The sequence below is a fragment of the Duganella sp. Leaf61 genome (assembly GCF_001421905.1).
Classification (GTDB): Bacteria; Pseudomonadota; Gammaproteobacteria; order Burkholderiales; family Burkholderiaceae_D; genus Rugamonas; species Rugamonas zoogloeoides.
Genome location: NZ_LMLM01000009.1, coordinates 31,328 through 55,133, shown reverse-complemented (window position 1 = coordinate 55,133; position 23,806 = coordinate 31,328). Strand labels below are relative to the sequence as shown.

Genomic DNA, 23,806 nt, shown 5'->3' with positions numbered 1-23,806 from the left:
GCCGCGCTGACCTCGGCGCAAGTCGCTGCCCTGACCACGGCCCAGGTGCAGAGCCTGAGCACGACGGGCCTGGCCGCCCTGACCACGGCCAATATCGCCAACGGCCTGACCACGGACCAGATCGTCGCTCTGACCTCGAGCCAGATCGCCGGCCTGACCACGGCCCAGGTTGGCGCCTTGTCCACCAACAGCATCGTTGCGCTGGAAACGGCCGACCTGGCCGGCCTGACCACCGCCGGCGTCGCGGCACTGAAAACGGCGCAAGTTGCCGCGCTGACGACCGACCAGGTGGTTGCCTTGTCGAGCACCCAGCTGGCTGCCGTGACCACCACCGGTATCGCCGCGCTGACCACCGACCAGGTCGTCGCCTTGACCACCGGCCAGGCCAACGCGCTGACCACCGCGCAAGCGGCAGCCCTGTCCACCAACGCCATCGTGGCGCTGGAGACGGCTGATTTCGCCGCGCTGAAAACCGCCAGCCTGGCCGCGCTGACCACCAGCCAGATCCGTGCCCTGACCACCGACCAGATCGTGGCCCTGAGCACCACCGCTGCCAACGCGCTGACCACCCAGCAAGTCGCCGCCCTGACCACCGACGCCATCGTGGCGCTGGAAACGGCCGACCTGGCCGCGCTGAAAACCGCCGCCATTGCCGGCCTGACCTCGGCGCAAGTGGCCGCGATCACCACCGCGCAAGTGCAGGCGCTGACGACCGCGTCGCTGTCGGCCCTGTCCACGGCCAACATTGCCAACGGCCTGACCACCGACCAGATCGTGGCGTTGAGCTCGAGCCAGGTCGCTGGCCTGACCACCGCGCAAGTGGGTGCGTTGTCCACCGCCAGCATCGTTGCGCTGGAAACGGCCGACCTGGCCGGCCTGACCACCGCTGGCGTTGCCGCGCTGAAATCGACGCAGATCGCCGCGTTGACCACCGACCAGGTGGCAGCATTGTCCAGCACCCAGCTGGCGGCCTTCACCACCGCCGGCATCCGTGCCCTGACCACCGACCAGGTGGTGGCGCTGACCACTGCCCAGGCTGGCGCACTTGGCACGCTGCAAGTGGCTGCACTGACCACCAATGCGGTTGCCGCGCTGGAAACGGCCGACCTGAACGCGCTGAAATCGACGTCGATTGCCGCGCTGACCACCACCCAGCTGCGTGCACTGACCACCGACCAGATCGGCAGCCTGACGACCGCGGCACTGGGCGCGCTGACCACGGCGCAAGTGGCCAACGGCCTGACGACCGACCAGATCGTTGCGCTGGGCACCAGCCAGGCCGCTGCGCTGAGCACCTTGCAGGTCTCGTCGCTGAGCACCACCAGCGTTGCTGCACTGGAAACGCAGGACCTGAACGCGCTGAAAACGGAAGCGGTTGCCGCCCTGCGCACCAACCAGCTCGCTGCCATCACCACCGTCCAGCTGGCGGCGCTGACCACGACCCAGATTGCCAGCCTGAGCACCACTGCCCTGGCCGCCGGCCTGACCACTGCACAAGCGGTGGCGCTGTCGAGCGACCAGATCAACGCGCTGACCAGCACCCAGCTGCGCGCGCTGTCCACCAGCAGCATCGCTGCCCTGGAGACGGCCGACATCGTGGCGCTGAAAACCGCGTCGCTGGCGGCGCTGACCACGCAGCAGTTCGTGAAGTTGACCACCGACCAGTTCGTGGCACTGTCCACCGACCAGATCAAAGCGCTGACCATGGCCCAGGTCGATGCGCTGTACGCCACGACGACGCTGAAAGCGGTGATCACGGCCGACCAGCAAGCAGCGATGCCACTGTCGAGCCCTATCGTTCTCGATCTGAACGGCAACGGCATCAACACCCTCAACCTGTCGGCCGGCGTGCAGTTCGATCTGCTGGCCACCGGTAACAAATCCAACGTCGGTTGGGTGGGTGGTGGCGATGGCCTGCTGGTCCTGGACCGCAACGGCGACGGCGTGATCAACGACGGTAGCGAACTGTTCGGCGAAGGCACCACCCTGGCCAACGGCCAGAAAGCGGCCAACGGCTACCAGGCGCTGGCGGAGCTCGATGCCAACGGTGATGGCGTGATCGATGCCAAGGACACCCAGTTCAACAACCTGCGCGTGTGGGTCGATGGCAATGCCGACGGCGTCAGCCAGGCCGATGAACTGAAGTCGCTGGCCGACCTCAACATCGCCAAGCTGAACCTCGACGTGCAGAAAACGTCCATCGTCGATAACGGCAACCTGATCGGCATGGTCTCGACCTACGAGACCACCGACGGCGCTGTGCACCAGGCAGCGGACGTCTGGTTCCAGGACAGCAGCAAGACTGCCGGCAGCCTGACCTCGTCGGTGAGCAGCCTGTCGAACGCCTTGTCGAGCTTTGACGCGGCAGCCACCAGCACCGCCAACACGGCCAAGCTGGAACTGCCATCGAGCGTGAACTCGCAAGTGGCCGCCATGGCCAGCGCCATCGGCAACTTCGAGCACAAGCTGACCGCCTCGACCCACCAGGCGGCCACCGAAGACTCGCTGCGCCTCAAAGCGCTGCAAGGCGGCCATGGCCAGGGCATCCTGGCAGCCAAGTAAGCTGACGTAGTTGCACCATGAGAGCGGCAAGACCTGCGGGTCTTGCCGCTTTTTTTTCGGAGCGCGCAGCGATTTCATCCGTCGAACAGAAATGTAAAATGGGTTGTGCTTCCAAACAACAAAATCCCCCGAAGCAACACCTTGGCGGGTAGAATTCCAAGGCTGGTATCACTCCGGTTCCCCACTCCCACCAGGCCCTATGCAAGATAAATTTCCCCACACCGCGGTACAGTGCCTGACAGCGATCGCACAGCATCACGGCCTGCAAATCAACCCCGAACGCCTGATCGACGAGTACGCGCTGCGCGCGGAAGAGCCGGGCAACGGCATGCTGCTGCGCATGGCGTCCGAGATCGGCCTGAAAGCCAAGGCCGACAAGCTGACCTGGTCGCGCCTGCTGGCGCAGGGCGGCGTGTTCCCGCTGATGGCGCGCCTGATCAGCGGCAACATGGTCATCATCGTCGGCGTCAAGCCGGGCGAGGACGGCGCCCCCGACCAGGTGGCGGTACTCAATCCGGCGCTGGCCAACGCCACCGTGATCATGGTCGCGCGCGCCGAGTTCGAGCAGCGCTGGCAGGGCGAGGTGCTGTTCGTCAAGCGGGAGCACAAGTTTACCGACCCGCACCAGCCGTTCGGCCTGCGCTGGTTCATTCCCGAAATCCTGCGCCAGAAGGCGGCATTCCGCGACATTTTCATTGCCGCCATCGCCATGCAGATCCTGGCGCTGGCGTCGCCGATCTTCTTCCAGCTGGTGATCGACAAGGTACTCACGCACCAGAGCGTGACGACCTTGCAGGTGCTGGCCGTGGGCATCACCATGGCGCTGGTGTTCGACGCGCTGTTCGGCTTCCTGCGCCAGACCCTGACGCTTGCCGCCAGTAATAAAATCGACATGCGCCTGACGCGCCGCGTGTTCGGCCACCTGCTGTCCCTGCCGATCGACTTTTTCGAGACCACCAGCGCCGGCGTCATCACGCGCCACATGCAGCAGCTGGAAAAGATCCGCAGTTTTCTTACCGGCCGGCTGTTCTTCACCGCGCTTGACCTGATCTCGCTGCTGGTGTTCATTCCGATCCTGTTCAGCTACTCGTTCAAGCTGACCCTGATCGTGCTGCTGTTCGCGGCGCTGATCGGCGGCGTGGTGCTGGCCATGGTGCCGACTTTCCAACGCCGCCTCAACGCCCTGTACACGGCCGAAGGCCAGCGCCAGGGCATGCTGGTGGAAACCATCCACGGCATGCGCACGGTCAAGGCGCTGGCGATCGAGCCGTCGCAGCGCCGCACCTGGGACCAGCGCTCGGCCGAGGCGATCACCATGCACTTCCGCGTGGGGCAGATTTCGATCGCCGGCAACGCCGTCACCGATTTCCTCGGCAAGCTGCTGCCGGTCACGCTGATCGTGGTGGGCGCGGCCGACGTGTTCGACAGCACCCTGTCGGTCGGTGCGCTGATCGCGTTCCAGATGCTGTCGGGCCGCGTCACGCAGCCGCTCATTTCGCTCGTCGGCCTGGTCAACGAATACCAGGAAACCGCGCTGTCGGTGCGCATGCTGGGCGAGGTGATGAACCGTGCGCCGGAAGGCCGCGCCGGCGCCACCGGCCTGCGTCCGCAGCTGGAAGGCGAGATCAGGTTCGACAACGTGATCTTCCGCTATCCCGGTGCGCAGAACCTGGCCCTCAACAAGGCCAGCTTTACCATCGAGCAGGGCACGGTGGTGGGTATTGTCGGCCGCTCCGGGTCCGGCAAGACCACCTTGACCAAGCTGATCCAGGGGCTGTACCCGCTGCAGGAAGGCATCGTCCGCTTCGACGGCATCGACGCGCGCGAAATCGAACTGTCGCACCTGCGGCGCCAGATCGGCGTGGTGTTGCAGGAGAACTTCCTGTTCCGCGGCACGGTGCGCGAAAACCTGTCGGTGACCAAGCCCGACGCCCCGTTCGAGGAACTGGTGGCGGCAGCGGTCGCGGCCGGCGCCGACGAATTCATCGAGCGCCTGCCCCAGGGCTACGACACCATCCTGGAAGAGAACGCCTCCAACCTGTCCGGCGGCCAGAAGCAGCGGCTGTCGATCGCGCGCACGCTGGTGGCGCGCCCGCGCATCCTTATCCTGGACGAGGCCGCCTCCGCGCTGGACCCGGAATCGGAAGCAATCTTCATTAAAAATCTCTCGAAGATCGCCGTGGGCCGCACGGTGGTGATGATTTCGCACCGCCTGTCCACGCTGGTCAATGCCGACAAAATCATGGTCATGCAGCAAGGCTCCCTGGTGGATGCCGGCCGACATGAAGAACTGCTTACCCGTAGCGACACTTACCAGCATTTATGGAACCAGCAAACAAGCCACCTGTAAATCCGGGCAAGGTCCGCCAGCAAAAGGACCAGACCGAGATCGACTTCCTGCCGGACGCCGACGCCATCGAGCGCGGCCCGCTGCCGCGCTTCGTGCAACTGACCCTGCATTTGCTGGTGCTCACGCTGGTCGGCTTCATCGTCTGGGCCAGCGTTTCGCCGATCGACAAGGTCGTCATCGCCCACGGCCGCCTGGTCAACCCGCTGCCGAATATCGTGCTGCAGCCGCTCGATACGTCGATCATCCAGAGCATCGACGTGCGGGTGGGGCAAATCGTCAGGAAGGGCCAGTTGCTGGCCACGCTCGACCCCACCTTCAGCGCGGCCGATGAAAGCCAGCTGCGCATCCGTCTTGACAGCCTGAACAACCAGGCCGCCGGCCTGCGTGCCGAACTGGGCGGCAAGGCCGGCAGCACCGAGGCGGGCAGCGACGACGCGCGCCTGCAGCAGCAGCTGTCGGTGGAACGGCGCGGCAACTACGAAGCGCAAAAATCGAAGATGGACCAGAACATCGCACGCCTGCGCGCCGGCCTGGAAACCAACAAGCACGACCAGGTGGTGCTGGCCCAGCGTGTCAAATCCCTGCGCGAAGTGGAGGCGATGCAGGAGCAGCTGGTTGCCGAGAACTTCGGCGCCAAGATGCACCTGCTCGAAGCGCGCGACCGCCGCCTGGAAGTCGAGCGCGACATGGACATGCAGCGCAACAAGGCGGTCGAGATGGCCAGCGAACTGGCGTCGGTACAGGCCGAGCGCGCCGCGTTCGAGCGCAGCTGGCGACAAAAGGCGATGGAAGATCTGCTGTCCGCCACGCGCGACCGCGACGGCATCAACGAGCAGCTGTCGAAGGCCGACAAGCGCCTGAAAATGGTGCAGATGGTGGCGCCGGCCGACGGCGTGGTGCTGGAAATCGCCAAGTTCTCGGTGGGGTCCGTGATCCGCGAGGCCGAGCAGATGTTCACGCTGGTGCCGCTGGGCGCCGAGCTGGAGGCGGAAGTGCAGATCGACTCGGTCGATATCGGCTTCATCAAGACCGGCATGCCGGCCCACATCAAGGTCGATGCGTTCACGTTCATGAAGCACGGCATGCTGGAGGGCAAGGTGCGCACGGTGAGCCAGGACTCGTTCAAGCGCGACACCGCCGACAAGAACGGCGGCGGCCTCGACACCTATTACCTGAGCCGGATTCCGTACACGGGGGCATTGAAGAAGGTTGCGCCAGGCACGCAGCTGCTGCCCGGTATGACGGTCTCGGCGGAAATCGTGGTGGGCCAGCGCACCGTGATGTCGTACCTGCTGTACCCGCTCACGCGGGCGCTGGACGAGTCGATCCGCGAACCCTGAGCGAAATGGCGCAGCCGTAAACTAAAACCGCCGCTCAAGCAACTTGAGCGGCGGCAGGGGCATCCGGTGTCGATGTGGCGTTACGCTGCCGTGGCAGGCGCACCAGGCGTCAGATAGCGGATCACGCGCGCAGGATTACCGGCCACCACCGCGTTGGCGGGGACCGAGCGGGTGACCACCGAACCCGCGCCCACCAGCGCGCCAGCGCCAATGGTAAGGCCGGGCAAGATTGTGGCGCCGCCACCGATCGAGGCGCCTTCCTCGAGTACGGTCTGCGGAAATTCCCCCGGATACTGCTTGGAACGGGGATACATATCGTTGGTAAACGTCACGTTGGGTCCAATGAAGACCCGATCGGCCACCCGCAAGCCATCCCACAGGTAGTTGCCGCATTTAACGGTTACCTGGTCGCCGATGACCACATCGTTCTCGATGAAGCAATGGGCGTTGATATTGCACTGCGCACCGATGCGCGCGCCTTTCAGGACCACCGTGAATTGCCAGACCTGGGTGTCGGCGCCGATGTCGGTTGATTGCACATCGGCCAAGGCATGAATACGCGTCATGGCGGGCCTTACAGGCAGGCCGCGCGCACGGCGCTGACCACCTCGGCGGCGTCTGCTGCCGTCATGGTCGGTCCCATAGGCAGGCTCAGCACTTCGTCGTGGATGATTTCGGCGATCGGGAACTGGCCGGCATGGTAGCCCAACTCGGCATAGGCTGGCTGCAAATGCGGTGGCAGCGGATAGTGGATCACCGTGCCGACGCCGGCGGCAGCCAGCTGCTGCGCCAGCAGGTCGCGTTGCGGGTGACGTATCACGAACAAGTGCCAGGCCGACTCGGCCCATTCGGCCACTTGCGGCAGCACCAGGCCGGGAATGCCGTCCAGTTCGCGCAGGTAGATGGCGGCGATCTCGCGGCGTTTCTGGTTAAACTGGTCGAGCGTGGTGAGCTTGACGCTGAGGACCGCTGCTTGCAGCTCATCGAGGCGCGAGTTAAAGCCCGGCACTTCGTTATGGTATTTCTTTTGCGAGCCGTAATTGCGCAGGGTGCGCAACTTTTGCGCCAGATCGTCGTCGTCGGTGGTGATCGCACCGCCATCGCCAAGTGCACCCAGGTTTTTGCCCGGATAGAAGCTGAACGCGGCCGCGTGGCCGAGCGAACCGACCTTGCGGCCGTGGTACAGGGCGCCGTGTGCCTGGGCGCCGTCCTCGATCACTTTCAGGTTGTGCTCGCGCGCCAGCGCCATCAGTGGATCCATGTCGGCCGACTGGCCGTACAGGTGCACCGGAATGATGGCGCGGGTGCGTGGTGTGATGGCGGCGGCCACGCGCGCCGGGTCGAGGTTGTACGTGCCTTCGACCGGCTCGACCGGCACCGGCGTGGCGCCGCAGTGCGATGCCGCCAGCCAGGTGGCAATGTAGGTATTGCTCGGAACGATGACTTCATCGCCGGGACCGATGCCGTAAGCTTTGAGGATCAGGAAGATCGCGTCCAGGCCGTTGGCCACGCCGATCGCGTGGCGGGTGCCGCAGTAGGCGGCGTAGGCCTTCTCAAAAGCATCGACCTCCTTGCCGAGCACATACCATCCCGAGTGCAGCACCCGGCGCATGGCCGCTTCGATATCGTCCTGCTGGGCAAGGTTAATGGCTTTTAAGTCGAGGAATGGAATGGTCATGCTTGCTCCTGGGAGGTGGCAGCGCGCTTCTCGGCGACGAACTCGTTGTAATCGCGGATGTAGTCGCCTGCTTCGTAATAGTCGGATGCGAACACCATCAGAACGGCATCGCTGGAATACTTGTATTGAATGCCCCACGTCATGGGGGGCAGGTACACGCCGAGGTCCGGCGAGTCGAGCAGGACTTCGCAGCGCTGCTCGCCGTCGTCTACCACGACCGCGCAACTGCCTTTGACGCAGACCAGGAACTGGTGGCATTCGCGGTGGGCGTGCTCGCCGCGCGTTTTATCGCTGGGCACGTTCATCACCAGGAAATAACGCTTGGGCAGGAACGGGATTTCTTTTGCAAACTCGCCCACCGACAGGTCGCCGCGCGGGTCTTGCAGGAACTTGAAGCGGTGCAGGGTGACGCCGGACATGCCGAGCGCAACCACCGATGGCTGCTCGGGGAAGTTGGCGCGCTGGTGCCAGGCCATCAATGGCGCTTCGCTGGCTTTTTGCACATAATCGGTGATGCGGGCCGGCGCACCGGAAACGACGGCGTAAGGTGGAACATCTTGCGCCACCACGGCGCCTGGCGCCACGACCGCGCCCTGGCCCACGCGCACGCCGCGACAGATCAGGGCGCCGGCACCCACGCGCGCCTGGGCGCCGATGACGATGCTGGCGTTCTGGCTGGCACCGGACACCTCGGGCGCTTCCAGCGTTACGCCGGGGCCCAGTTCGGCGCCGTCGTCCAGGCGCACACCGCTCCACAATTGGGTAAAACCGAGGACGCGGCAGTTTTCGCCCACTTCTGCGCCCGGATAAACAACCACGAAATCGCCCAACGTGGCACTGCCGGCAACAAGCGCGCCGTCGTGCACTCGGGTGTTTTCTGAATGAGACATGAATGCTCCAACAAATTAATCAGTAAGTATAGTGAAATTATTGCTCCAACGCTATCTTACAGCAGCGCGTCGCGGTAGGCCGTATAACGCGCGAACGCTTGTCCCATCTGCTCGAAAACACCGGACAGGCGGTCGGTGACGGACACCAGCGTGTCGTGCATGCCGAGGAATTCGGCGGTCGAGATTGCGCCCGTTTCGTGGGCCGAAACCACCAGGTCGATGTAGTCGGAAAAATTGTTGCCGAAAAACGGATTGGAGTTGGCGTTGGAGTTCGATTGCAGGCGTTGGTCGTGGCGGAAATAGCTTAGTTCCTCGTCGATGTAGAACAGTGCGGCATTTTCGGTGAAATTGATATAGCTGGCGATATCGGCCAGGCCCTTGGTGAAGTCGTGGCTGCCGCGCTGGAATACCTTGTGCCAGCCCAGGTCCCACAGCTTGGCGCGGCGGAACATCACGGTGCTCAGTTCGCCGATGTGATTGGTCAGGTTGAGCACCATGTGGCGGTGCATGTCGATGCCCTTCATGTGGCCGCTAGCCTGGTACGCGCGCCGGGTCTGGGTGCGCATATTGTTAATGTCGATTACTTGCGAGGCCGAGAACGCGAGTTCGATGTCGGATGCCGACTGGAACGCGGCTACCATGCGCTCTATGCAGAACGGGTGCAACAGGTCATCGTCGAACAGCGGCTTGATGAACTCGCCCTTGCCGGAATAAAACGCCGAGATCACGTTCTGTTCGCGCACGGCGGTCGAACGCTGGTAGATCACGCCGGGGAAGCGTTTGCAGATGTCGCGGATTTCCTCGGTGGGGCAGTTGTCGCTGACCAAGATTTCGGTATTCAGGTAGCTCTGGCCAATGGCCGAGCGCAGGCAGGCCTCGAAGTGGCCCGGCTTGTACGAAGGAATGACGATGCTGACTAAGGGAAGGCTCATGGTTGCTCCTGTATTGTTCTTGCTCTGGTCTCAGGCCGCGACAGCGGTCACGATGTACTGCCACGGCAACGCATCTTCTACCGCCTGTACCGGATCGATGCCCGACGCGCCGGCCATCAGGCGGATCGCTGCCAGGTACTTTTCACGGGCCGGCTCGTCGATGATGCGGGCGCTGCCGCCGCTGACCTGGAAGCCCGCCTGCTGGAACAGGTCGAGCGCAGTGCCGCGCGTAAATACCCGCTTGCGCGACTTGTCCAGTCCATCGGCGCCGTAGCGCAGGTCGCCCGCATTCAGCCGTGCCTGGGTGCTCCAGTGCTGGAAGTTGTTGATGGTGGCAACGATCTTGCCGCCGGGGGCGATGCTGGTGCGGATTTTTTGCAGCAGGCTCCACGGGTCGTCCATGTGCTCGAGCGACTGGTCCAAAAACCAGCAGTCGGCGCCGCGCACGTGGTCCCAGAAGGCCGCGCCGGTGGTGTCGATGTGGTCGTGAAACACGAAGTCGCAATGCTGGCGGGCGGCCTGGGCCGGGCCTGGTTCCGCCTCGATGCCGGTGATGTTGCAGACCGGGTTGCGCTGGCGGTACGCGCGCGCGAAGGTGCCATCGCCGCAGCCCACTTCCACCAGCTTGCGCGCCGTTACCGGCACGAATTGCAGCAGATCGACATTGACCGTGGTGGCGGCGCCGGGCAGGTCGTAGTGGTGGGCCAGGACCGGCTTTACCGCACCGGCTGCGGAGCGCTGCAGGAAGCGGGGCGTGTGGGCACCGGCGCCGCCTGCGAGATCGGCACGCACCCAGTCGAGGTGCCTGATCAGGTCCGGATTGCCGCCGTGGTCGAGGGCCAGCATGGCGGCGATCAGCGGCGCGCCGTGCTTGATCGGCAGCGGCCACTGGCGCACCACGTCGAGGTTGACCAGCAGGCAGGCCGGGTCCAGGTAGCGCAAGGCGCCGTCTGGGCGGGCATAACCGAGTTCGTTGACCGCGTGGATGGCGCCCACGCCATACATGCCGGGCGCCAGTTCGGCGTGCAATGCCGCCAGCAGGCCGTCGTTGACCAGCTCCACGTCGGGGGCGAGCAGCAGCGCCTCGCCCGACAGGCCCAGGTGCTCGATGGCCCAGGCCAGGCCGGGGCCCTGGCCGATGTCGTAGCCAAAAGCGATGAACTCGACATTGTCATACCGGGTGGCGATGGCGCGGATGCGCTCGGCGACGTCCGGGTTGGAGCCGTCGATGATGGTCACGCGGTTGCTGTGGAAGCGGCGCACACTAGCCAGCAAGGTGTCGATCTGTTGCGGCGCATTGTGCGAAACGGTGATGATCGGGATCTGGTCCAGCCTGGCCGGCACGGTTGCCGGCGAGGGTCGTACGGCGTGCGCCGGCGCGGGCAGGCGCGGCGCTGCCGGTTTGGCCACGCGCTGCAGGGCCGCCTCGAAGTTGCGCACGAAGCGCGGGCTGTCGAAGAGCGCGCAGTTGAGGCGGTTGGTGGCCAGCTGGCGTTTCATGGCGGCGATGCGGGCCGGGTCGTGGGCCAGCGCCACGGCCAGTTCCTCGTAGTCGGCCAGGTTGTCGGTGATCAGCTGCGGCAAGTCCACCGCGCGCAGCAGGCTGCCGGCCATGCGCGACGAGAAGGTGCGGCCGGTGCGGGTGATCAGCGGCAGGCCGGCCCACAGGGCATCGCTGGCGGTGGTGCCGGCGTTGAACGGATACGTATCGAGGAACAGGTCGGCCAGCTGGTAGCGCGCCAGGTACTCGGCCGGCACTGCGCGGCTGTTGAAGATCAGGCGCCGGCGGTCGATGCCGGCTTGTTCCGCGTAGCGCCACAGGTTGTCGCGCACTTCGGGATAATCGGCCACCAGCCACAGCACGCTGTTCGGTACGCGGCGCAGGATGTTCATCCAGCTGGCGAACATCTCCTCGGTGAACTTGAAGTTGTTGTTGAACGAGCAGAACACAAAAGCGCCGTCGGGCAGGTTGACGCTGGCGCGCGTGGGCGTGGGCGCGATCGGGCGCTGGCGGTCGTTGATCTGGAATGCGTCGGGCATGGTCAGCGGCTTTTCGCTGAAATGCTCGGCCATTTCCGGCGTGATCAAAAATTCGTCCGCCACCACGTAGTCGATGCCGGGCAGGCCGGTGCTGCCGGGAAAGCCCAGGTAGGTCATCTGCACCGGCGCCGGCCGGTAGGCCAGGATGTTGGGCCGTGCGCCCAGCGTCAGGCCGTGCAGGTCCACCAGGATGTCGATTTCATGGGCGCGGATGGCGCGTGCGGCCTGCTCGTCGGTCAGGTGGTCGATGCGGATGTAATGGTCCATGGCCTTGACCACGCGCGCCCGCAGCGGCGAGCCGTCCTCGCGGCTCCAGCTGAAGGCATAGACCTCGACCTTGTTGCGGTCGTGCAGTTCGTACAGCTCGGCGGTGAGGATCGAGACCGCGTGCGAGCAAAAGTCCGACGACAGGTAGCCGATGCGCAGGCGCGCGTGGTCGTAGCCGTGTTCGCCGGTCAGCGGGGCGACGGCGGCGTTGACCTTTTCCACCACGAAACGGCGCGCGGCGGCCAGCTGCATGGCCGGATCGTCGGACGCGCTGAGCATGGCCAGCGCCGACGTGCCCTCCAGCATGGTGGCCTGCGAAATGTGCTCGAGGCCGCTGTACACGGGCCAGGCGCACTGCTTCTGGCGCAGGTGCACCCAGTGCGTCATCACGTTGGCTTGCTGCGGATCGACGTGCAGGCTGCGCGCCAGCATTGCTTCCGCTTCCGGGTAGCGTCGGCGGATTTCCAGCAGGCGCCCCAGGTTGTTGAGGGTTTGCACGTACAGCGCGGGCGTGGTCTTGATGTCCGGCACCAGGCCGTCATCGAGGATCGATTGCCACATGGCCAGCGCCGCATCGGGACGGCCGGTGCGCTCGAGCAGGCTGCCCAGGTTCAGGCGCGCCTCGACAAAATTGGCATTGTTGGCGATGGCTTGGCGCAAGGCTGCCTCGGCGCCCACGTCGTCGCCGGTCTGGGACAGCAGCACCGCCAGGTTGAAGCAGGCTGCATAGATCAGCCTGGTGTCGCTGTGGGCGATCCAGGTGTGGTACAGGGCGATGGCCACCTGCGGCTGGCCGCTTTCGGTCAGTACCGCCGCCGCGCCGAACAGGTCGGCGATCGCCAGCCGCCCTTGCGCCGCCAGCGCCATCACATTGTCCAGCGCACTGGTGGGGGTGTTCGTCACGGAAGCAGGGGCGGCAGGGGCAGGAGTGGTCATGAAGGCAGGTCAGATGGAGAAAAAGACGGCGCAAGTGTTCACCTATCATACCGTTTAGCCGCAGGGACATGGTCACATTTTGGCCGTGAAGCAACAACGTAAAACCCTGCCTGATCAGGGGATGGCGATGGGCAAATCTGAAAGGCGGTAAGATGGGACCCCGCCTGTTACCGAGCCCGCCTTATGCTGTCTACGCCCGCCACCTTCGAACCCCTGATCCGCCCGCAAGCGGCCGACGCGCCGCGCACCTTTGTCTTCCACCGCGGAGAGTTGTTGCTAAACAACGCCACGCTCGGCTTGCCGGCGCCCGCCATCGTTGCGGCGTTGCCGATTGCCCCCGAACGCATCCATGCGCTGGGTTTGTGGGAAGGCGTTTACTACCAGCTGGCCTGGCTCGATGCGCCGCTGGCGCCGGACGCGGAGCACGGCTACCACGGCCTGCGTTCGCTGTTCGGAGTGCTCGATGACGGTTTCCTGGGACTGGCCGGGCGCGCCTTCCAGCTGGCCGAATGGGCGCGCACCCACCGCTATTGCGGCGTCTGCGCGACGCCGATGGCACAGCTGCAGGGCGAGCGCTGCTACAAGTGCCCGAACTGCGGCATGATGGCCTACCCGCGCATTTCGCCAGCCATGATGGTCCTGATCCGCAAGGGCGACCAGGTGTTGCTGGCGATGCACACCAATTCCCCGTACAAGCGCTATACCGCGCTGGCCGGCTTCGTCGAGGCCGGCGAATCGATCGAGGAAGCGGTGCACCGCGAAGTTTATGAGGAAGTGGGCCTGCGGGTACACAACCTGCAATATTTCGCCAGCCAGTCGTGGCCGTTTCCCCATTCGCTGATGATCGCGTTTACTGCCGACTACCTCGACGGCGAAATCCGCCTCGATGACAGCGAGATCGCGGATGCGCGGTGGTTCGGGCCGGGGGATGAATGGCCGGAGTCGCCGGTGGTGGTGTCGATTGCGGCCAGGTTGCTGGCGGCGTACAAGCCCGGTTAGCGTTTGAACTCGGCCTTTTCGCGCCACACGGGACCGTCCTTGCCCTGCGCGAACTGGTACCCGGCCTCGAACAGCAGGTTCATGTCCTGCACCGCGCCCCGTAAATCCCATTTCGGATCCACCACGTCGTGCACCGTGTGGTAGACCTGGGCGTGGTAGCGCATCAGCTTGTCCTTGCCCCAGGCCGGCGGACGGCCGACGTAGTCCGGGCTCTCGCCCAGGGCGACCACCGGCACGCCGGCGCGGGCGAATTCGAACTGGTCGCCACGGTAGATGTTGCCGAATTCGAGCGGGCCTTCCGGGCGCAGCGCGCGGCCCTGGCGCCGCGCCACGGCAATCACTACATCGTCGGCGCTGGACTTGCCCATGCCGCGCAGCAGGACCGAGCTGGTGCGGCCCCAGACGTTGAGGCCGTGGATGTTCAGGTTCACCACCGTGTTTTTTAACGGATACAGCGGCTGGCGCGCGTAGTGGCGGGCGCCCAGCTGGCCGCGTTCCTCGGCGGTGGTGGCCAGGAATACGATGGTGCGCTTCGGTGGTACCGGCAGCGCCTGGTACGCTTTGGCGATTTCGAGCAGCGCGGCCACGCCGGCAGCGTTATCGCGCGCGCCGTGGAAGATCTGCTGCGCGCGCGGGCCGGGCAGGGTGTCGTCGTGGCCGAAATGGTCCCAGTGCGCGCTGTACAGCACCACTTCGTGCTTCAACTGCGGGTCCGATCCTTCGATGCGCGCCACCACGTTGCTGGTGGCAACCGTGCGCCAGGCGTTCACTTCCGTGAAATTGAGCGTGGCGCCCAGCGGCACCGGGTGAAAGTCGCGCTTGCCGGCCTGCCTGGCCAGCTTGTCGAGGTCGAAGCCGGCGGCCTTGACCAGCGCCCGGGCGCGGTCGTGCTGCAACCAGCCCGGCACCAGCGGAAAGTCAGGGTTCGGCTCTTTGCTATCGAGGAAGAAATTTTCGTTGGTCCAGGTATTGCGCAGCACTTCGTAGGAGGCGCCGGCCGTCTTCGGATCGTGGATGAGCAGCGCCCCGGCCGCACCGAGCCGGGCCGCCATCTCGAACTTGTAGGCCCAGCGGCCGTAGTAGCTGCCGGCGCCCGTGCCGAACTCCTTCGCCCCGGGCGGATCGCCGGCCAGCATGACCAGGGTTTTGCCCTTGAGGTCGATACCTTTGTAGTCGTCCCAGCGCAACGCCGGCGCCTGGATGCCGTAGCCGACGAACACCAGCTCGGAACCATGGACGTCGATTTCTTTTTGCGGGTGCGCCGACCAGGCCACGTAATCGTCGCCGAATTTGAGCTGGGTAGAGTTGCCACCGATGCTGTAGCTGAGCGTGGGGTAGCTGGAAATGGCGGCCAGCGGCACTGCCTGTACATAGCTGCCGTCCGGGTTGCCGGGCGCCAGTCCCAGCTGCCTGAATTGTTGTTGCAGGTAGTCGGTCGTGGTTTTTTCGCCGGGCGATCCGGGGGCGCGGCCTTCGAACCGGTCGGAAGACAAGGTGGTCACATGGGCCAGCCAGCTGGCGCTGTCGATGGCGCGGCGCGCTGCCGGCGACGGCTGCACGGTCTGCGATGCAGGCGTGGCTGCCAGGCTGGGTGAAATGCACAAGGCCACCAGCGCCGCCGACAGAAGGAGTTTCATAAAAAGCACAATTGTTAAGATAGGTTATCGCCATTCTGACAGATTTTGTTTCTTGTGTGCACCTACTATCAACCTTTCTTATGGCTTTCAACAGCCTCGCATTTAAACAACACCGCCACTTTATTTATCCGCTGCACAGTAAAAAGGAGATGCCATGAACCAACTGTAGTTCCAGCAAAGGCTGTGGGTGCCGTTGCTGTGCAGCCTGCTGTGCATCACTGTGATCTTCGTGGTCCACGCCTTCCAGACGCGCGAGCTGCGCTTTGAAGAACGCAAGAACGAGCTGCGCCATATCGACGACGCCGGCCTCTCCATCGTCAAGCAATTCAGTGACAAGGCCGCGTCTGGTGCCATGAGCAGGGAAGATGCGCAAAAGCACGCGCTCGAACTGATTCGTAGACTGCGCAACCTGGCGCAGCGGCCGGCAGCATGCAGGAGCAGGCGGGGAACCTGGCGGAGCTGGTGAGCCGGTTCAGGCTGGGTGGGGAGGGTGGTGCCGTCGTGGCACAGCGTACGCGCCCGGTACCGCAGCGCGTTGCCCTGAGCCGCTAGCTTATTGCGCCGGTGCTGGTGCTGCTGGTGTCACCGGAACCGGGACCGGCTCCAGCACCGCCTCCTCGAACACGAACTTGCCGCTGCCGTCGTCGCGGAACACGCCGATCAGTTCGCCGCCGTCGCCCTTGACGTCGGGATACATGGTGCAGGTCTGCGATTCCACCTGCCACAGTTCGCTGCCCGAGCGCAGGGTCCAGACGTTGTCGCCGCCGGACAGTAATTCGATCTCCACTTCGTCGGCCGGCAGGTCGGTCAGTTCGAAACGGCGCATGCAGTCGGGCAGGCGTTGCATGATCAGCTCGACCGTGGTGACATTACTCCAGAAGTATTTTTGAGCGCGGTGCACGGTCAGCGCATGGCTGCCGGCCTTGCCATCGACGAAGTACGAGGCGGAATCATCGACGCAGGCCGTCAGCAGCAGCGGCATCAGGAGAATCAGTGTCTTGCGCATGGGCGTGTTTCCATTCTTGACGGCAAACGGGATGCCCCATTATAGCGCCCACGCGCAGTGGTCTTAGAAGCGGTAACCGACACCCACGCCGACCAGCAACGGATCGACCTTCACGCGGCTGGCCTTGGCGCCGCCGATGAACACGTCGCTGCGGATTTGCACTTTTTTCACATCGAAGTTCAGCGACCAGTTCTTGTCGAGCTGGTAGTCCACGCCCGCCTGCACCGCCAGGCCGAAGCTGTCGTTCTCCAGGTCGGCGCCGCCGCCCAGCAGGTTCACGCTCGAGATGCGCGTGTAGTTGATGCCGGCGCCCAGGTAGGGCTTGAGCGGCGTGCTGTTGGTGAAGTGGTATTGCAGCAGCAGCGAGGGCGGCAGGTGCTTGAAGGTGCCGATCTTGCCGCCATCGAGGTACACATCGTGTTTTTGCGGATAGGTGAGGACCAGCTCGGCTGCCCAGTTGGGCGTGAAGAAGTACGAGATATCGACTTCGGGAATGGTCTTGTCGCTCACGGTGATACGGTCCGACGCGCCCACGCCCGCTACCGGCGCCGACTTGTCGGCCGGATCGAGGTACACCGCGCGGGCGCGCACTTGCCAGGGGCTCTCTTGCGCCGTCGCGGCGCCAATATTCAATGTCAGGGTTGCCAGTACGGCTGCTGCGGCGATCAGTTTGCTCATTTTCACTTCCTTTAAAAGTAACCTGCTCTCGGTTGGCCGGCATGCGTGTGCTTTGCTGCCGGCGCGACAGAGTATGTGGGCGCCGCCCACGGCGATAATCTGCCGCTCGGGGTGTACGCCCTATGCCACACGGCATATTTCTACGGGTCGTTTAGTAACAGGAGGAAGTGTATTGATCAGGAGCATGAAAATCCTTGATCCAGGTCAAAACGGACCGGCTTAGCGGTAGCGGGCGACGATCTGGTCGATCATGCCTTCTCGCACCATGTCGTCGAGCGCGTTGTTGATGTCGCTGAAGGGTACCCGGCTCTTGCGCGAGACCGCGCAGTGGGTCTTGAAGGCCGCGAACACCAGCTGCGTTTGCACCGTGAGGGCGGTGTTATTGCGCCGCAGGTAAGCCAGCGTGGCTTCGCTGAGGATGGTGTACGGCACCGTGCCTTTGACCATCGCTTGCAGGTTCAGCTCCATGGTGGGCGCATCCACGCGCACGAAATGCGGCCCCAGCACTTGTGAGATGCGCGTATAGCGGTAGTGGACCACCGTACCCACGCGCTTGTCGCGCAAGTCTTTCAGCGACGCGAGCGGTTTTGCATCGCGCTGGCCGGCGATCACTTCCGCATCGGGAAACAGCGGCGAGGTCCACTGGTAGTCGCCGTCGATCCACGCTGGCATCACGTGGCACAGCAAGTCGGCGCGGCCGTCGGACAGCAGCGGCTTGACGTCCTTGTTGGATGCGGTGATGTACGACGCGTGGCGACCCAGGCGCTGCGCCAGCGCGTCACCAACGTCCTTGAGCATGCCGCCTGCCAGCGCGCCATGCTCGTAGCGCGCAACCGGCATGGTCGATTCCTGCGGCGCAACCATGACCAGCTCGCCTGCCGCAGCTGTCGGCAACGCGCAGGCCAGCAGCGCGGCAGACATCAGGGAGGGGAGGCGTACAGGCATGGTTTTTCCACGAAGCATGAACATCCCGCGATTATAGCGGCCCCGGGGGCGCAAGATGGGCGCAAGGCGCCCGCAATGTTCGTCCCCGCACAGGCATGGCGGGTAGAGCATGGCATCTTGATAGGCCCTATCCCACTCACGGAGGACTTCATGAATACGCCCAACAACGGCAGCTTGTCCGGCAAGCGCATCGCCATCCTGATGACCGACGGCGTCGAACAGGTCGAGTACGAGCAGCCACGCCAGTTCTTGGAAGAACATGGCGCCGAGGTCACGCTGATTTCGCCGAAAGCCAAGGGCGAACAGGTGCAGGGCTTCGAGCACCTGACGGCGTCGCGCCAGTTCGCGGTGGAACGCGATGTGAAAGACGCCAACGCCGGCGACTACGACGCCCTGGTGCTGCCGGGCGGCGTGGCCAACCCGGACGCGCTGCGCCTGTCGGAACCGTCGATCGGCTTCATCCGCGATTTCGGCGCCACCGGCAAACCAATCGCCTCGATCTGCCACGGTCCGTGGACCCTGATCGACGCCGACCTGGTGGACGGCCGCAAGCTGACCAGCTGGCCCAGCCTGAAAGGCGACCTGCGCAACGCTGGCGCGGCGTGGGAGGATGCCGAGGTCGTGGTCGATGGCAACCTCATTACCAGCCGCAAGCCGGACGACATTCCGGCCTTCAATAAGGCCTTGCAGCAACAACTGCTGACAGCATAAAACACAGCGCCTTCGCAGCTGCGAAGGTGCAAATCTGCAAGCCCGTCCGAGCGATGTAAAACGTGCTTACTTCTTGGCAAACGAGCGCTAAACTCAAGCCGTAACACGTAGACTGGTATTGCAACCGACCTCATGCGTCTAAACCCAGGGAGACCATCATGACACACGTACTCGCAGCTGTTTTCGAAACCAGTGCCGAAGCCAACCGTGCCAAGGACGAACTGATACTGAGCGGTTATGACCGCGACACCATCCGTGTGAGCGATTCCGTCGGCGTTGCCGGCACCCATCACATCAACGATGACGAATCCATCCTCGGCAGCATCAAGACCATGTTCAGCGATCTGCTGGGCCGCGAGCACGCGGACCGCAGTATCTATGCGGAAGCATTGAATCGCGGCCACGTGGTACTGACCATCAACACCACCAGCCAGGAAACCGCCGAACGCGCCGCCGACATCATCGACGACTTCAATCCGATCGACATCGACGAGCACGAAACCATGTGGCGCGCCAGCGGCTGGACCGGCGCCGATGCGCTGCGCAGCGGCACCGGCATGCAGCAGACCACGCTCAACTCGCAGCAGACCGCCGTGCCTGAATACCACGGCATCCGTCCGCGCGAAGAGGCGGTCGATTTCGCCCGCACCGAGCAACTGGCCACCACCGGCTCGCTGCAACGCGGCGAGGTGCTGCCACCGGACATCGAGGGCCTGGCGCCGCCGATCTCGGTGGAGCCGACCGTGCAGCGCAGCGGCATGCGCATCTACCCGCGCGACGTGGCCACGCCCAACCAGGACAGCCTGAACATCCTGCGCGGCGACGACAGCACCAGCGACCCGGCCTACTTCCGTTCGCACTGGGAGAAGACCTACTCGTACACTGGCGGCACCTTCCAGGACTACGACCCGGCTTACCGCTACGGCGAATCGATGGCCGGCAACCCCGGCTACAAGGACAAGCCGTGGGAAAGCGCGGAACCGGATTTGCGCAGCAGCTGGGAGTCGAACCACCCACAGTCGAGCTGGGAGAAGTTCAAGGATGCGGTAAGGGAGGGTTGGGAGCGTGTGACGAAGTAATTCGCTAACCCGGCAACGTTCTCGCGAAGGGGGGCCAGCCTGTTGATCAGGTTGGCCCTTGTCTATTCGGAGGATAAGTAGAGTGGAATGCCGTCTTCCAGCATGGCGCGTTGCAGGGCAGGATTTGTCACCTCATGCAACAGCGAGACATCGAGCCGAAACAGGATGGGCAAATCGTCCAATGCCATCCATAGCCGGGAGAATTCGCGAACCGACATGGTGGGCGCCACCACTGCCAGGTCGATATCGGATTGGGGGCGATAAAACCCGGTGGCGCGCGATCCGTAAACCAGTACCTGTTCGACTTGCGGGAAGCGGGAAAATGCCGTGCATAGCCAGTCGCGCAGGGTGGGGCTGAGGCCGAACAGCGGCTTTGTGGTGATTACGCCGTCCACGACCGCACCTTGGTTGCAAGTTGAGAGAAGAGCTTGACACCATCCGTTTTGACAAAACGATAAACCAGCAGAGCTTGTGCATCGTCGTAAGTATGACTGGTTAAATTACGCATATGGTGCAACTGGCTCCAGCCGTCGCCATCCTCGAGCAGTCCTTGCTCGAGAGCGCCCTGTAACGATTCCTTGGCGTTCAAAGCGGATATCTCCCTCGCTTCAAGCCATAGTTTGATGGCCTTCCATGCCAGTTCGTAAGTGAATTCAAAGCGTTGGATCGTGGCATCGCGCAGAAAGGAATTCTCGGGCTGTGCGAGTGCCTCTTGTAGCCGGGTGTAGGCGGACAAGAAATCTTTGCTGCGTTCGGCGAGTCGCTTGGTCATGACCATGAAAGGCTAGGCTTGATGATTGATTATAGCTTCGGGGGGGGCACTCGAAGCCGGAGTTTGGTTTGACAGCGCGGCGCCGGTTTCGTTCACTTGACGAACCAAAGAATTTGGGTCGCATGTCATGATTGCTCTAAATCAAAATTTCCTAACGGCAGCAATGCCATCATCGACATCCTGTACCGCGCCGCCGCCGCGCTTGCCCTGGATGCCACGATGGAAAAACTGCTGCCATACTACGAACGCGAACTGAGCATGCTGCGCCGCGCCGGCGCCGAGTTTGCTTCGCGCTATCCCAAGCTGGCCGGCAGTCTGCAAATCCACGGCGAAACCTGCGCCGATCCCCACATCGAACGCCTGCTGCAAGGCGCCGCCTTCCTCAACGCCCGCACCGCCAAGCTGCTCGACGACGGCTACGCCGATTTCACCGAAGCGCTGCTTGGCATGCTGTACCCGCACCTGCTGCGCCCCATGCCGGCCTGCGCTATCGCCCGCGTGGATTTTTCCGGTGCCAAGGCCAACCAGATCAACAGCGTCACCACCCTGCCGCGCGGCACCGCCATGAAGTCGCAGGGACGCGGCGCCGTCACCTGCCGCTTTCGCACCGCCTACGATGTGACCATCGCCCCGGTCGCCATCAGCGCTGCGTGGTTCGAGCCTTACCTGCAGGCGCCGGCCACTTTGCCATTGCCGCCGGATGCTGCATCGGCCATCTGCATCACCATCGAGAGCACGGTAGCCAACCGCGCGCTGTCCACGCTGGAGCTGAACCGGCTGCGCGTGTTCATCGACGGCGAAGCCTCGCTGCGCGCCACCTTGCGCGACCTGCTGTTCATGCGCACGCGCTGCGCCTGCGTGCAGGCGGGCGACCAGTGGCATCTGCTGGAACGCCCACCCATCGTACCGGTAGGCTTCGCGGACGACGAAGCCTTGCTGCCCTGCGCACCATCGGAACACAGCGCCTACCGCCTGCTCTCCGAGTACTTCGCTTTCGCCGACAAGTTCGATTTCTTCGACCTGGACCTGGCCGCGCTGCTGCATGGCGCGCCGCCCGGCTGCACCAGCATCACCGTGCGCCTGGCGCTGGCCGACGTGCGGCCGGACGACCCGGTGGCGCGCCTGCTGCGCACCCTCACCGCCGACAACCTGGTGCTGGGCTGCGCGCCCGTGGTCAACCTGTTCGCGCAGCCGGCCACGCCGATTCGCATCAACCACCGCCGCAGCAGCTATCCGCTGGCGCCCGACGAGCTCCCCGGCCACGCCTGCGACATCTACAGCGTGGATTCGGTGCAGCTGCTGCGCAAAACGCCGCAGGGCAGTACCGTCACCGAATTCCTGCCGTACTACGCGCTGGGCCACGCAGGCAACCAGGGCAACTACTGGCGCGTGCAGCGCGACGAGGAGCTGGCATCGATTGGCGCCGGCCACGACATGTCGCTGGCGCTGGTGGACCGCGATTTTTCACCGTTGAAGGTGGACGACGGCACCGCGTCCGTACGCGTGACCTGCACCAACCGCAACGTGCCGCACGATCTGCCGTACGGCCGCGCCGGTGGCGACCTGGCGACCGAGACGCAGTGCGGCGGCTTCCCGATCCGGCTGCTGCGCCGGCCCACGCAGTCGTACCGGCAATCGACCGGCGCCAACCAGCAGTGGGGCCTGGTCGCCCACCTGTCCCTGAATCACCGCTCGCTCACGCAGGAAGGCTTGCCGGCGCTGGCCGCCATGCTGCGCCTGTACGCGCGCGCCGACAGCGTGGTCTCGCAGCGGCAGATCGACGGCATTGCCGCGCTGTCGCACCGGCCGGCCATCGCGTGGGTGCAGCAGGAGCGCGGCGCCGCCTACCTGCGCGGCGTGGAGGTGCGCGTGTGGCTCGACGAGGACGCGTATGCCGGCACCGGCATCCACGCCTTCGCGCAACTGCTCGATCACGTGTTCGGCCTGCACGTCCACCTCAACAGTTTTACCCAACTGGTGGTGCTGTCGCACCCGGACGGAAAGGAGCTGCTGCGATGCCTGCCTCGCAACGGAGCGCTGACACTGGCGTGATCGCCGAACTGATGGCCGCGCCGCACAGTTTTGAATTTTTCCAGGCGGTGCGGCTGCTGGCACAGGCGCGCCTGCCGCAACCGCGTTACCGCAACCGCCTGTCGCTGGCCTTCCCGCCGAACCAGATCGAGAACATCGGCGAGGAAGCCGACGGCCGCATCCGCCTCACGCCAGCTTTCATCGGCATGCTGGGCAGCCACGGCGTGCTGCCGCTGCATTATTCCGAGTGCGTGAATCGCCACGAGAAAAGCCACAACGACGGCGGCCCGCGCGCCTTCCTTGATTTGCTGTCGCACCGCGCCACCGAACTGTTTTATCAGGCCTGGGCCAAACATCGTCCCGAAGCCATGGATGGGCCGGACGAGGGCGACAGTTTTCTCACCATGCTGCTGGCGCTGGCCGGCGTGCCCGCGTGCGACAGCGTGCAGCCCGAAACGCTGGCGCGCTACGCCATGCAAATCCGTAGCCGCTGCGTGTCGGCGCCGCAGATGGCGGGCATGTACGCCGAATACTTCAACGTGCCGTTCGCGGTGCAGCAACTGGTCGGCCAATGGCAGAACCTGGAACCCGAACACCAGGCGCAACTGGGCCGGGTCAACGTCGATCTGGGCAGCGGCGTGCTGCTGGGAGAGCGCATCTACGGCTGCGACGCGCGCGTGCGCCTGCGTATCGGCCCACTGGCGCAAGACGCGTACGAACGCTTCCTGCCCGGCGGCGCCGACGCCGTGCAACTGGCCGCGATGCTGGGCCTGCACTGCGGCGCCAGCATGACCTGGGAGGTATGCCTGGTGCGCGAAGGCAGCGCCATGCGCGCACCGCGTCTCGACGGCGCCAGCCGCCTGGGCGTGGATGCGTTCCTGGTGGACGACAAGGTTGGGCACACCCGGCATCCTGACCGCGAAGAGCTGATGTACCTGCTGCATACCTGAGGA

At 64.3% G+C, this 23,806-nt stretch carries 20 protein-coding genes; 9 read left to right on the top strand and 11 right to left on the bottom strand.

The annotated features are described in order from the left end of the window. From ASF04_RS27745 to ASF04_RS08850, 3 genes are all read left to right on the top strand, one after another. Window positions 1-2,562: beta strand repeat-containing protein (locus ASF04_RS27745; protein ID WP_373922129.1), on the top strand; the 2,562-nt coding region annotated here is incomplete at its 5' end. Window positions 2,563-2,761: 199 nt separating this feature from the next. Then, a complete protein-coding gene (locus ASF04_RS08855; protein ID WP_056140146.1) occupies window positions 2,762-4,912 on the top strand; it encodes a peptidase domain-containing ABC transporter in 2,151 nt (716 codons plus the stop codon). Continuing rightward, window positions 4,885-6,252, top strand: a complete 1,368-nt coding sequence (locus ASF04_RS08850) for an HlyD family type I secretion periplasmic adaptor subunit (protein WP_056140143.1) — start codon at window positions 4,885-4,887, stop codon at window positions 6,250-6,252. Before ASF04_RS08855 ends, ASF04_RS08850 begins: the two co-directional genes overlap by 28 nt. Before the next feature lie 80 nt (window positions 6,253-6,332). Here the strand turns inward: ASF04_RS08850 and ASF04_RS08845 are convergent, their stop codons facing one another. The 5 genes from ASF04_RS08845 to ASF04_RS08825 are packed head-to-tail and all read right to left on the bottom strand — an operon-like array spanning window position 6,333 to window position 12,995. Next, the gene (locus tag ASF04_RS08845) at window positions 6,333-6,818 is read right to left on the bottom strand and encodes an acyltransferase (protein WP_056140139.1); all 486 of its coding nucleotides are present in this window, start codon (window positions 6,816-6,818) and stop codon (window positions 6,333-6,335) included. Between the two features lie 8 nt (window positions 6,819-6,826). Next, the gene (locus ASF04_RS08840) at window positions 6,827-7,930 is read right to left on the bottom strand and encodes a DegT/DnrJ/EryC1/StrS aminotransferase family protein (protein WP_056140136.1); all 1,104 of its coding nucleotides are present in this window, start codon (window positions 7,928-7,930) and stop codon (window positions 6,827-6,829) included. After that, complete coding sequence (locus tag ASF04_RS08835) at window positions 7,927-8,820, bottom strand: WxcM-like domain-containing protein (RefSeq protein WP_082488652.1); 894 nt, start codon at window positions 8,818-8,820, stop codon at window positions 7,927-7,929. The genes ASF04_RS08840 and ASF04_RS08835 overlap by 4 nt, the downstream gene beginning before the upstream one ends. Before the next feature lie 56 nt (window positions 8,821-8,876). Next, window positions 8,877-9,752 (bottom strand): glycosyltransferase, encoded by an 876-nt coding sequence (locus tag ASF04_RS08830; protein WP_056140131.1) that lies wholly within the window; start codon window positions 9,750-9,752, stop codon window positions 8,877-8,879. A gap of 30 nt (window positions 9,753-9,782) precedes the next feature. After that, a complete protein-coding gene (locus ASF04_RS08825) occupies window positions 9,783-12,995 on the bottom strand; it encodes a methyltransferase domain-containing protein (protein ID WP_056140129.1) in 3,213 nt (1,070 codons plus the stop codon). A gap of 183 nt (window positions 12,996-13,178) precedes the next feature. Here ASF04_RS08825 and nudC point away from each other — a divergent pair, with 183 nt between their 5' ends. Then, the gene (gene nudC / locus ASF04_RS08820; RefSeq protein ID WP_082488650.1) at window positions 13,179-13,994 is read left to right on the top strand and encodes an NAD(+) diphosphatase; all 816 of its coding nucleotides are present in this window, start codon (window positions 13,179-13,181) and stop codon (window positions 13,992-13,994) included. Here the strand turns inward: nudC and ASF04_RS08815 are convergent. After that, window positions 13,991-15,631: a M20/M25/M40 family metallo-hydrolase gene (locus tag ASF04_RS08815; RefSeq protein ID WP_056140128.1), complete on the bottom strand. Its 1,641-nt coding sequence runs from the start codon at window positions 15,629-15,631 to the stop codon at window positions 13,991-13,993. The two genes, nudC and ASF04_RS08815, sit on opposite strands and share 4 nt — an antisense overlap. A 187-nt stretch (window positions 15,632-15,818) precedes the next feature. Between ASF04_RS08815 and ASF04_RS08810 the strand changes: the two genes are divergently transcribed. After that, complete coding sequence (locus ASF04_RS08810; RefSeq protein WP_056140126.1) at window positions 15,819-16,097, top strand: hypothetical protein; 279 nt, start codon at window positions 15,819-15,821, stop codon at window positions 16,095-16,097. A gap of 87 nt (window positions 16,098-16,184) precedes the next feature. On the opposite strand, the gene ASF04_RS08805 is transcribed toward ASF04_RS08810, so the two are convergent. The 3 genes from ASF04_RS08805 to ASF04_RS08795 all read right to left on the bottom strand — a co-directional run bounded on the left by ASF04_RS08805 (window position 16,185) and on the right by ASF04_RS08795 (window position 18,260). Further along, window positions 16,185-16,637 (bottom strand): hypothetical protein, encoded by a 453-nt coding sequence (locus tag ASF04_RS08805; protein ID WP_056140124.1) that lies wholly within the window; start codon window positions 16,635-16,637, stop codon window positions 16,185-16,187. A gap of 63 nt (window positions 16,638-16,700) precedes the next feature. After that, a complete protein-coding gene (locus ASF04_RS08800; RefSeq protein WP_156368584.1) occupies window positions 16,701-17,315 on the bottom strand; it encodes an OmpW family protein in 615 nt (204 codons plus the stop codon). Between the two features lie 219 nt (window positions 17,316-17,534). After that, a complete protein-coding gene (locus tag ASF04_RS08795; protein WP_056140121.1) occupies window positions 17,535-18,260 on the bottom strand; it encodes an ABC transporter substrate-binding protein in 726 nt (241 codons plus the stop codon). Between the two features lie 150 nt (window positions 18,261-18,410). Between ASF04_RS08795 and ASF04_RS08790 the strand changes: the two genes are divergently transcribed. Together ASF04_RS08790 and ASF04_RS08785 are read left to right on the top strand one after the other, a co-directional pair. Continuing rightward, a complete protein-coding gene (locus ASF04_RS08790; RefSeq protein ID WP_056140117.1) occupies window positions 18,411-18,971 on the top strand; it encodes a type 1 glutamine amidotransferase domain-containing protein in 561 nt (186 codons plus the stop codon). 158 nt (window positions 18,972-19,129) lie between these two features. Then, on the top strand, window positions 19,130-20,050 hold the full coding sequence (locus ASF04_RS08785; RefSeq protein WP_056140114.1) for a hypothetical protein: 921 nt from the start codon (window positions 19,130-19,132) through the stop codon (window positions 20,048-20,050). A gap of 62 nt (window positions 20,051-20,112) precedes the next feature. Here the strand turns inward: ASF04_RS08785 and ASF04_RS08780 are convergent, their stop codons facing one another. Next, the gene (locus ASF04_RS08780) at window positions 20,113-20,445 is read right to left on the bottom strand and encodes a nucleotidyltransferase domain-containing protein (RefSeq protein WP_056140111.1); all 333 of its coding nucleotides are present in this window, start codon (window positions 20,443-20,445) and stop codon (window positions 20,113-20,115) included. Next, a complete protein-coding gene (locus ASF04_RS08775; protein WP_229204977.1) occupies window positions 20,433-20,822 on the bottom strand; it encodes an HI0074 family nucleotidyltransferase substrate-binding subunit in 390 nt (129 codons plus the stop codon). Before ASF04_RS08775 ends, ASF04_RS08780 begins: the two co-directional genes overlap by 13 nt. 219 nt (window positions 20,823-21,041) lie before the next feature. On the opposite strand from ASF04_RS08775, the gene tssF reads away from it, so the two are divergent. Both tssF and tssG read left to right on the top strand, forming a co-directional pair. After that, window positions 21,042-22,874, top strand: a complete 1,833-nt coding sequence (gene tssF / locus ASF04_RS08770; RefSeq protein ID WP_056140105.1) for a type VI secretion system baseplate subunit TssF — start codon at window positions 21,042-21,044, stop codon at window positions 22,872-22,874. After that, complete coding sequence (tssG, locus tag ASF04_RS08765; RefSeq protein WP_229204976.1) at window positions 22,838-23,803, top strand: type VI secretion system baseplate subunit TssG; 966 nt, start codon at window positions 22,838-22,840, stop codon at window positions 23,801-23,803. The genes tssF and tssG overlap by 37 nt, the downstream gene beginning before the upstream one ends. The last annotated feature ends 3 nt before the right edge of the window (window positions 23,804-23,806 follow it).

Excerpts from the sequence above, each read along its gene's own strand:
- ASF04_RS08855 (WP_056140146.1), top strand. The coding sequence starts at position 2,762 with ATGCAAGATAAATTTCCCCACACCGCGGTACAGTGCCTGACAGCGATC.
- ASF04_RS08850 (WP_056140143.1), top strand. The coding sequence starts at position 4,885 with ATGGAACCAGCAAACAAGCCACCTGTAAATCCGGGCAAGGTCCGCCAG.
- ASF04_RS08845 (WP_056140139.1), bottom strand. The coding sequence starts at position 6,818 with ATGACGCGTATTCATGCCTTGGCCGATGTGCAATCAACCGACATCGGC.
- ASF04_RS08840 (WP_056140136.1), bottom strand. The coding sequence starts at position 7,930 with ATGACCATTCCATTCCTCGACTTAAAAGCCATTAACCTTGCCCAGCAG.
- ASF04_RS08835 (WP_082488652.1), bottom strand. The coding sequence starts at position 8,820 with ATGTCTCATTCAGAAAACACCCGAGTGCACGACGGCGCGCTTGTTGCC.
- ASF04_RS08830 (WP_056140131.1), bottom strand. The coding sequence starts at position 9,752 with ATGAGCCTTCCCTTAGTCAGCATCGTCATTCCTTCGTACAAGCCGGGC.
- ASF04_RS08825 (WP_056140129.1), bottom strand. The coding sequence starts at position 12,995 with ATGACCACTCCTGCCCCTGCCGCCCCTGCTTCCGTGACGAACACCCCC.
- nudC (WP_082488650.1), top strand. The coding sequence starts at position 13,179 with ATGCTGTCTACGCCCGCCACCTTCGAACCCCTGATCCGCCCGCAAGCG.
- ASF04_RS08815 (WP_056140128.1), bottom strand. The coding sequence starts at position 15,631 with ATGAAACTCCTTCTGTCGGCGGCGCTGGTGGCCTTGTGCATTTCACCC.
- ASF04_RS08805 (WP_056140124.1), bottom strand. The coding sequence starts at position 16,637 with ATGCGCAAGACACTGATTCTCCTGATGCCGCTGCTGCTGACGGCCTGC.
- ASF04_RS08800 (WP_156368584.1), bottom strand. The coding sequence starts at position 17,315 with ATGAGCAAACTGATCGCCGCAGCAGCCGTACTGGCAACCCTGACATTG.
- ASF04_RS08795 (WP_056140121.1), bottom strand. The coding sequence starts at position 18,260 with ATGCCTGTACGCCTCCCCTCCCTGATGTCTGCCGCGCTGCTGGCCTGC.
- ASF04_RS08790 (WP_056140117.1), top strand. The coding sequence starts at position 18,411 with ATGAATACGCCCAACAACGGCAGCTTGTCCGGCAAGCGCATCGCCATC.
- ASF04_RS08785 (WP_056140114.1), top strand. The coding sequence starts at position 19,130 with ATGACACACGTACTCGCAGCTGTTTTCGAAACCAGTGCCGAAGCCAAC.
- ASF04_RS08775 (WP_229204977.1), bottom strand. The coding sequence starts at position 20,822 with ATGACCAAGCGACTCGCCGAACGCAGCAAAGATTTCTTGTCCGCCTAC.
- tssF (WP_056140105.1), top strand. The coding sequence starts at position 21,042 with ATGGAAAAACTGCTGCCATACTACGAACGCGAACTGAGCATGCTGCGC.
- tssG (WP_229204976.1), top strand. The coding sequence starts at position 22,838 with ATGCCTGCCTCGCAACGGAGCGCTGACACTGGCGTGATCGCCGAACTG.